General features: G+C 41.0%; 1 protein-coding gene and 1 pseudogene. One reads left to right on the forward strand and one right to left on the reverse strand.

Translation table 11 applies throughout. From position 1 onward, the window contains the following. Positions 1 to 472, reverse strand: a pseudogene (locus tag AB5935_RS26350) (hydrogenase); the annotation flags it as partial. A gap of 145 nt (positions 473 to 617) precedes the next feature. Here AB5935_RS26350 and AB5935_RS26355 point away from each other — a divergent pair. Continuing rightward, positions 618 to 791: a hypothetical protein gene (locus AB5935_RS26355; protein ID WP_004301069.1), complete on the forward strand. Its 174-nt coding sequence runs from the start codon at positions 618 to 620 to the stop codon at positions 789 to 791. The last annotated feature ends 78 nt before the right edge of the window (positions 792 to 869 follow it).

Genomic DNA, 869 nt, shown 5'->3' on the forward strand with positions numbered 1-869 from the left:
AAATACCGCAACTGACACATGTGTCATGGTCAATCATTGCCTGACCGTTTTTCTTGAAACGTATCGCATCTTTAGGGCAGTTCATGTAACAACTACGTGCCACGCATCCGCGACAAAGGTTGGTTATTTCATAATTGATCTGTACACAGGAAGAACAGGCCTCGTCGATGACGCACATGATATTTTCCTTGTCTGGTTCGGGACGACTCAATGCCAATCGTGCATATTCGGAAAGTGGGGTAACTTCGTCGTGTTCGTCTGTCATATCCAGTCCCATCAGGGGAAAAGTCTTGTATCTCCACACTGCGCGTTCTTTATGTACGCAACACCGTCCTAGGGGTTTCGATTTTCGTGGACTCAACTCAATCGGAAGTCGGTCTATCTTTTCCACTAATTCGTCGTTTTTCCAGAGTCTAACAAGGTCTGCCAGCAGTTTATGCCGGACAATCATAATATTATTCGTAAATGCCATATTGTAATAAAGAGGTTGTTAGTTAGTTGGTGCAAAGATACGAACAGAATTTCAATATTTAAGTTTTTTGAAACATTCTTGTAACTTTTTTGTAGCCCTCGCGTGTTATCTTTGTAGTGGACAAAAAATAAGAGGAGGCAGAGTTATGAATAGCAGTATTTTTGAACAGCGCAGTCGTTTTGCCATGATTGGTGCATTGATGGTTATTATCAGCCTGATGTTTTTATTCTACATGGGAAGTTCTTTGGTAAGCTCTACCAAAAAATACTTGGAGCAGATACATGAGATAGAGATCACTTGTATCGACACAGACGAATAAAAACAAGCAACCGAAAGGTAGGATAATCCGGAGGAATTCGTATTTTTGCCGGGAGAAAAACAAATCTTATGGAAGAGA

This window comes from Phocaeicola sp. RTP21198st1_B8_RTP21198_201120, assembly GCF_040929485.1.
GTDB lineage: Bacteria > Bacteroidota > Bacteroidia > Bacteroidales > Bacteroidaceae > Phocaeicola > Phocaeicola dorei.